This is a genomic window from Streptomyces sp. NPDC054863, from assembly GCF_053610825.1.
This window is the reverse complement of the sequence record NZ_JBSGZD010000367.1, coordinates 1-7,106: the sequence shown is the minus strand read 5'-3', so window position 1 is coordinate 7,106 and position 7,106 is coordinate 1. Positions and strand designations below refer to the sequence as shown.

The following is a 7,106-nucleotide window of genomic DNA, read 5'->3' as shown; positions in this document are numbered from 1 at the left end:
AGTGCACGCCGCGCAGCGGCGGGTTGGACGCCCACCAGGACCGCAGGTGCTCCGCCACCCGCTCGGCGTACCGCTCGTCGCCGGTGACCGCGAAGGCGGCGGCGAGCACGGTGAGGTACTGGTGCCGGGACAGCTCCCAGATCTGCTTGATGTCCCCGACCGCGTCCTCGTTCCGGTACCGCACGTCGAAGGCGTAGCCCCACGGCGCCCGGCGCCCGGTCTTCGGGTCGTACCACCAGTCCGGGTCGGTCAGGTCGTCGCGGACCACTCCGAAGTACTCGGCGTGCCCGTACATCAGCCGGTCCGCCTCGGCGACGAGCCGTTTCGCGGCGTCCGGAGGAACGGCGGCCAGCGTCCCGGCGGGCAGTACCGCCGTGAACCGGGCGCCGGTCACGTCCGGGGAGTCGGGCCGCGCCGACCGCCACCGCCGCCTGCGCACCGCGTCGCCCACCCGGCCGCCGACCTCGCGCGGCCCCATCCGGGACAGCCGCTGCAGGTACCACGTCGCGCTCATGGTCATCGCGACCTCGCCAGCGTCACCGGCGCGCCACCGGCAAGGCCGGCCCGGACCGCGAGGGTGGCCGCCGTCGTGGCGACCAGCGACTCCAGCGGCACCGGCATCGGCCCGCCGGTCCGCACGGCCTTGACGAAAGCGGCCAGTTCGGCGTTCTGACCCTTGTCCCGGGCCTTGGGCAGCCGTGAACTGACCCACTTCCTGGGCCCGTACACCGAGGCGCGGACGAAGTCGTCGAGCCGCAGCACCTTGCCGTCCGCGACGAGGTCCAGCGTCTCCTTCGGATAGCCCGACGCGCCGGTGGTGACGTAGCTGAGGGCGGCGGTGGAGCCGTCCGGGTAGCGCAGGACGACCTGGAGGTCCTCGTTCCCCGGCGAGGCGACCGCGTACACCGAGACCGGATCGGCGCCCAGCAGCCAGCTCGCCGTGTCGATGAAGTGCCCGCCCTCACCGGCGAACCGCGAACCCTCGGCGCCCTGCCGGAGGTACCAGCTGCCCTGGGGGAGCGAGCCCGCGTTGATCAGGTAGCGCAGGCTCGCCGGACCCTTGCGGGCGCCGAACTGCTGCCGGGCCTCCTGGAGCAGCGGGGCGAACCGACGGTTGAAGCCCACCTGGAGCCGGTCGTTGCCGGACTCCTCCACCGCCGCGAGCACACCGGCGAGTTCCTCCTCGGTGAGCGCGAGGGGCTTCTCCACGAACACCGCCTTTCCTGCCAGCAGTGCCCTTTGGGTCAGTTCGGCGTGCGAGCTGTGCCGCGTGACCACGAACACGGCGTCGACGGACTTGTCACCGAGTACGGCGTCGAGATCGGTGGTCGCCCCGGCGAAGCCGAACTTCCGCTTCGCGTTGGCCGCGGACAGTGCCGTCGTGGTGACGACCGTCGACAGCTCGACGCCGTCGCGCTGCGCCAGGTGCGGCAGCAGCATCGACGTCGCGTAGTTCCCCGCGCCGATGAACGCGAGACGTACCGGCGACTTCGGAGCGGACCTGGCGGGGGCGGTGGCATTGCGTCGTACGGCGGGAACGGCGACCTCCGGAGCCTGCGCCTCCGCCGTGTGCTGCGGGTACTTGAACAGCACGGCCACGGCCTTCAGCTCACCGTCCTTCAGACGCCGGTACGTCTCCACGGCGTCGTCGAACTCGGCGATGTGGGAGACCAGGGGCTCCACGTCGACGCTGCCACGGGCGAGGAGATCGAGGAAGCACGCCAGGTTGCGGCGCTCGGTCCAGCGCACGTAGCCGATCGGGTAGTCCCGGCCCTCCAGCTCGTACTCCGGGTCGTAGCGCCCGGGCCCGTACGACCGGGAGAACCGGACGTCGAGCTCCTTCTCGTAGTACGCGTTCCACGGCAGGTCCAGGCGGCACTTGCCGATGTCGACGACCCGGCCGCGGTCCCGGCAGAGCCGGGCGGCCAGCTCGACGGGCTGGTTGCTGCCGCCGCCCGCCGCCAGGTACACCTGGTCCACGCCGTGCCCGCCGGTGAGCTCGGCGACGGCGGCCTCCACGGCCGCGGACGCGGGATCGCCGCACGCCACGGCGCCCAGGCGCGCGGCGAGCTCGCAGCGCACCGGGTCGGGGTCGGCCCCGACGACGCGGACCCCCGAGGCGGTGAGCAACTGCGCCACCAACTGCCCGATCAGCCCCAGGCCGACGACCAGCGCCACCTCGCCGAGCTGCGGCTCGCCCTGGCGCACGCCCTGCATCGCGATCGACCCGACGGTGCCGAAGGCCGCGTGCCGGGGCGCGAGGCCGTCCGGCACCGGGGCGTACAGGTTCTTCGGCACCCAGTTCCACTCGGCGTGCAGCGCGTGCTCGTTGCCCGCGCAGGCCACGAGGTCGCCGGCCTTCACGTCGTCGATCCCGGCGCCGACCTGCTCGACCACCCCGCACAGCGAGTAGCCCAGCGGCGTGTAGGAGTCGAGCTTGCCCATCACCTTGCGGTAGGTCGCGGGCACCCCGTTGACGGCCACGCTCTGCACGACCTTGGCCACCTGGTCCGGACGGGAGCGGGCCTTGCCGAGCATCGACATGCCCGCCTCGGACACCTTCATGAGCTCCGTACCGGTGGATATCAGCGAATGGACGGTGCGCACCAGCACACCGCCCGGCTTGCACCCCGGCACCGGCACGTCGAGCACCGCCAGCTCGCCGCTCCTGTAGTTCTGCACAACCTGCTTCACCCGAACTCCTCCGAAATTCCTAAGCTGTTGACCGAGTGCTCCGACCGGACCCGCAGGTCGCGTCGCGATACCAGTACTCAAGGGTCAGTACGTGCCACAGATGCTTGGAGAAGTCCCGCTGCCCGGCGGCGTCCTCGGCGACCATCCGCGCCAGCGCGTCGCGGCGCAGGAACCCGGAACGCACCAGCACGCCGTCGTTGACCACCTCCCGCACCAGCGGCGCCAGGTCCCGGCTCATCCAGGCCCGCAGCGGCGCGCTGAACAGGCCCTTGGGCCGGTACACGATCTCCCGGGGCAGGATCGACGTGGCCGCCTCCTTGAGGACGGCCTTGCCCTGCCGTCCGACGATCTTGCGACTCCCCGGCACGGCGAACGCCGCCTTCACGACCTCCACGTCCACGTACGGCACCCGCACCTCGGTCGACGCGGCCATGCTGGAGCGGTCGGTGTAGGCCAGGTTGAGGCCCGGCAGGAACATCCGGGCGTCGCCCAGGCACATGCGGTTGACGAAGTCGTCGAGGTCGTTGTCCTCGTAGACGTCCGCGTGCTCGGTCAGCACGTCGTCGACCGTCCCGGCCAGGTCCGGATTGATCAGGGCGAGCAGTTCGGCCCGGTCGTACATGGTGTAGCTGCGGCGGAACGCGGTCTCCTCCGGCAGATCGGCGAAGGACAGGAACCGCTTCGCGAAGCGCACCGACCGATACCCCCGGCGGGCAGTGGCGACCGGCAGCCGGTCCACGGCCGCCGACAGGCCGCGCCGCAGGGGCCGCGGGACGCGCTGGTAGCGCAGGGCGAGGAGGTTGGCCAGGTGCTTGCGGTACCCGGCGAACAGCTCGTCGGCGCCCATCCCCGAGAGCATCACCTTGACCCCGGCCTCCCGGGCGGCCTCGCAGATCAGGAAGGTGTTGATCGCGGCGGGGTCGCCGATCGGCTCGTCCAGGCTGTACGTCATCCGCGGCAGCAGGTCGAGCACGTTCGGAGCGATCTCGATCTCGTGCAGGTCGACGCCGAACCGCGCCGCCACCTGCCGGGCGTAGCGCAGATCGTCCGGCATCGCCTCGAACCTGGCGTCCTCGGCGCGGAATCCGATGGTGTACGCGGAGATCCCCGGCCGGTCGCGGGCCGCCAGCGCGGTCAGGTAGCTGGAGTCGAGACCGCCGGAGAGGAAGGTCGCCACGGGTACGTCGGAGAGCAGGTGGCGCCGGGTCGACTCCTCCACGACGGCAGCCACGTCGGGCAGTTCGCCGCTGCGTGCCCGCTCCTGGCCCTCGGCGGCGACGTCCTTCAGGTCCCAGTACCGGCCGCGCTCCACCCGGCCGTCGGGCCGGCACCGCAGCCAGCTCCCCGGCGGCAGCTTCTCCGCCCCGCGCAGCGCGCACCGGGAGTCCGGCACCCAGTAGTACAGCAGCGAGGCCACCAGCGCCGCATGGTCCACCTCCAGCGACCCGCCGGTGGCTGCGGCGAGCGCCTTGAGCTCGGAGGCGAACACCAGACCCCCGCCGCGCCGGAGCAGGAACAGCGGCTTGATCCCCAACTGGTCGCGGGCGAGCACCAGTTCACCGGTGCGCTCGTCGAAGATCCCGAACGCGAACATGCCGCGCAGCCGGGGCAGACAGTCCGTGCCCCAGCGCCGCCAGGCCTCAAGGAGCACCTCGGTGTCGGACGTACCGCGAAAGCGCACCCCGGCGGCCGTCAGTTCGGCGCGCAGCTCGGGCGCGTTGTACAGCTCGCCGTTGTACGTGAGGGCCAGGCCGTCCGAGACCATCGGCTGCGCGCCGGTCCCGGACAGGTCGATGACGGCCAGCCGACGGTGCCCGAGCTGCACTTCGCCGTCCCCGGCACCGTGGCCGTACCGGCCCGCCCCGTCAGGACCGCGGTGGGCGAGGACATCGGTGAGCCGGTCGGTCACGGCCTTCCCGTCCGGCCATCGGTAAGTTCCTGCGATGCCACACATGTGCTAGCGCGCCTCCTGGTCGTGGTCCGGGACCTGTGCGGCCGGCACCGGCAGCCGCCGGTCCGTCCCGTTCTTCCGAGCCGGCCGCTCGCTGTGGCCGCGCGGCGCGGTGTGCGGCCCGTCCCACAGCGTGCCGTCGGTCCGGTCACGCGGATCGGGGTCGATCAGCACCACGCCGACCACCGGAATGTGCTGGTCCGCGAGTTGGCGCGCCACGGTGTGCAGCCATGCGGCGCTGCCGTGCCCGGCCCGCACGACGAGCACGGTGCGGGTGCCGAGGTGGCGGAGGTCGGTCCACGCCGTGCCGGGTGCCACCGAGCCGACGCCGATGAGGTGCCCCTGATCCGGTACGGCCGCGGTACTCCCGCCGCTGACCACGGTCGGGTCCCCCGGCTTCGGGCGGCGGCCCGCGAGCCGCGTGCCGGGCAGAGCGTCGACGACGGCCACCGGGCCGTCCGACGCCAGCGCCCCGGCGAGGTCCAGGGCGATCACACCCGTGCTGCGCGCACAGCCCAGTGCCAGCAGCGACACCGGTTCCGCGGAACCGCGCACGGTACGGGCCAGGGTCGCGGTGAGGCGTGCCCGCACCGCCCGGGTCCTTCGGCGCCGCCACAGCCTGCCCGGCCGGCGGGGCAGCTCCGCGACGACCGAGGCTCCCAGGTGCGCCGCGATGTCCCGGCGCAGCACGGGTCGGTCCGCCACCACCACGGTGACCGCGGCCAGCGCGAGCCCGAGGACGAGCCCGAGCACCAGCCCGATCCCGGCGTTGGTGAGGGCGGCCCTGGGCAACGAGTGGTGCACCGCGCGCGGGGCGTCCACGATCTGCGTACCGGCGATGACCGCGGGCTTCCCGGTGCGCGCCTCCGCGGCGCGCTGGTCGAAGTCGGCGATCCGCGAGTTGAGTTCGGCCCGGCGGGCGTAGAGCGATTCGATGCTCGCCGCCGCCGTCGGGTCGCTCTGCGGCGGTCGGTCCCCGATCGCCTTGTTGATCCGGGTGAGCTCCTCCCGCATGCGGTCACGCTGGCCGGTCAGGGCCTCGGCCTCGGCATTCGCGGACTGCTGCATCCGCCGCACGTGGTCCGCCACGAACGCGTCGGCCAGCGCCCCGGCCCGGGCCACCGCTTCCGCGTCGCTGTCACCTGTCGCATCGATCTGCAGCAGGTTGTTGGTCAGGCCGGCGCCCCGGTAGTCCTTGATGAAGTCCTCCGGTTTCTCGGCGGACTTGAGGGACTTCAGGGCCGCACCGGCGATCCGTGTGGTCCCCAGGAGCTCGACGTCGGTACGGATCAGCGTTCCGGTGTCGTTCGGCTGGTCCTCCCGGTGCGCGACGAGCACCTTGGTCACCGCGGTCGGCGGCGGCGGCATCAGCACCGCCACCGCCGCGCCGGCCAGCAGCCCCAGGAGCGCCAGGGAGCACCAGAGGCGGCGGCGCCTGCGCACCGCGACCACCAGCGCCTGGAGGTCGAACAGCGGAGCGGCTGCCGGTGACTGAGAAGCCGTGCGCGTCGTCACACCGAACCTCCCGCCGCGTGGCTGCCGACCGTGAGCGCCGGAGCGGCGTCGTCCGGGGGAGAACCGGCGGACCGTGCGGGACCGGCCAGGACCGGGCCGGCGACGACGACGCCGACGACCTCGTGCCCGCTGTCCGCACATGCCCCGGCGATGCCACCGAGCTCCTCCGCCGTCCAGTTGCCCGCACCGAGGACGACCAGGGCGCCGGACTCGGTGTCACGGTCCGGCACCATCGGCCGGTCCACCGCGACCTCCACCACCCGCAGCACGGGACATCCCCCACCCGAAGAGCTCGGGACGGGGTATCCCCTGCTCGAAGAGCTCGGGATGGGGTATCCCCTGCTCGAAGAGCTTGGGGAAGGATCGCTTCCGGCCTCGGCGGCGAGCTGCCCGGCGGCCCGGCGGGCGATCTCGTCGCCTTCGGGTACGACGACCAGCAGCCGCCGGGGTCCGGGCAGCCGGTCCCGGAGACGGGCGCACACCCGCTGGTAGCGGACCCTCCGGCCTGCCTCGTCGGCGAACCTCTGCCGGTCCGGTACGTCCCACCGGGTGTCGGCGCCGAGCAGCCGGCGGATCCGGGCTCGCGGGTCATTGCCCTCCGGCCGGTGCGCGCCCCGTTCGTCGAGCACGTCGACGCTCCCGAGGAGCTCCGAGCCCAGCGCCGCGGTGATCTCCTGCTCGGTGCGCAGCCGGCGGTTCATCCGAGCGGCGGCGAGATGGCCGATGACCGCGAGCAGGAAGAACAGCAGCGCCCCGGCGACGACGAGCTGCATCCGCGTCGGCGGCGTCTCCCCGGTCGGGCGGGCCGCCGGCCCCATGACGACCAGGCCTGCCCTGTCGTTCGCCGGGTCGGCCTGGTCCAGTTTCGTCATGGCCTCCTCCAGCGAGGTACGCAGTTTCTCCAGCGTGGTGCGGGCCTGCACGCTCTCCACGGTCTGCCCGGGAT

The 7,106-nt window shown here is 72.9% G+C and carries 5 protein-coding genes; all 5 read right to left on the bottom strand.

Annotated features, from left to right (window positions below; translation table 11 throughout):
* Window positions 1-520: heparinase II/III family protein (locus ACWGIG_RS35310; protein WP_453325792.1), on the bottom strand; the 520-nt coding region annotated here is incomplete at its 3' end.
* Window positions 517-2,694, bottom strand: a complete 2,178-nt coding sequence (locus ACWGIG_RS35305; RefSeq protein ID WP_453325791.1) for a bi-domain-containing oxidoreductase — start codon at window positions 2,692-2,694, stop codon at window positions 517-519. The genes ACWGIG_RS35305 and ACWGIG_RS35310, both read right to left, overlap by 4 nt.
* A 19-nt stretch (window positions 2,695-2,713) precedes the next feature.
* Window positions 2,714-4,648, bottom strand: a complete 1,935-nt coding sequence (gene asnB, locus ACWGIG_RS35300; RefSeq protein ID WP_453325790.1) for an asparagine synthase (glutamine-hydrolyzing) — start codon at window positions 4,646-4,648, stop codon at window positions 2,714-2,716.
* A 3-nt stretch (window positions 4,649-4,651) separates the two neighbouring features.
* Entirely contained in the window at window positions 4,652-6,160 is a 1,509-nt protein-coding gene (locus tag ACWGIG_RS35295; protein ID WP_453325789.1) for a Wzz/FepE/Etk N-terminal domain-containing protein, read from the bottom strand.
* The coding region (locus ACWGIG_RS35290) for a polysaccharide biosynthesis protein (RefSeq protein WP_453325788.1) at window positions 6,157-7,106 on the bottom strand (950 nt) is incomplete at its 5' end. The genes ACWGIG_RS35290 and ACWGIG_RS35295, both read right to left, overlap by 4 nt.